The following is a 398-nucleotide window of genomic DNA, read 5'->3' on the forward strand; positions in this document are numbered from 1 at the left end:
CAGCAGGGCCTGGGGCGTGAAGCGGCGGCCCTTGCCCACGCGCTCGCTGACGCGCTCGAAGATGGCGGCGGCGGCACGGCCGTGGAGCTGCTGATAGACGATGGACTCCGCCAGCGCGGCGAAGGGACTGTGCAGGGGGCTCAACTGGAGGCGGAAGGAGCCCACGCGCTTCATCAGCGCGCCCAGCTTCGGGTCCTCGCGCGCCAGGGCACGGCGGACCTCGGGAGTGAAGGCTTCGGGCAGGCGCGGGGCGGTGGGAGCAGGACGCGGCATGGGAGGGGTGACATGCTGCCGCTCCCAGCGCCCCGCGCAACCCGATTCTTGTCACGAAGAGCCGAGACTCAGAGTAGCGCGGCCTTGTCCGTCTCGGAGGGCACCTGGCGCCGGGGCTCGCCCTC

The 398-nt window shown here is 72.4% G+C and carries 1 pseudogene; it reads right to left on the reverse strand.

The annotated features are described in order from the left end of the window. Positions 1–273 (reverse strand): annotated as a pseudogene (locus tag G4D85_RS48655) (DNA-3-methyladenine glycosylase family protein); the annotation flags it as partial. Positions 274–398 lie beyond the last annotated feature (125 nt).

It is taken from the genome of Pyxidicoccus trucidator (assembly GCF_010894435.1).
In the GTDB taxonomy this organism is placed as follows: Bacteria; Myxococcota; Myxococcia; order Myxococcales; family Myxococcaceae; genus Myxococcus; species Myxococcus trucidator.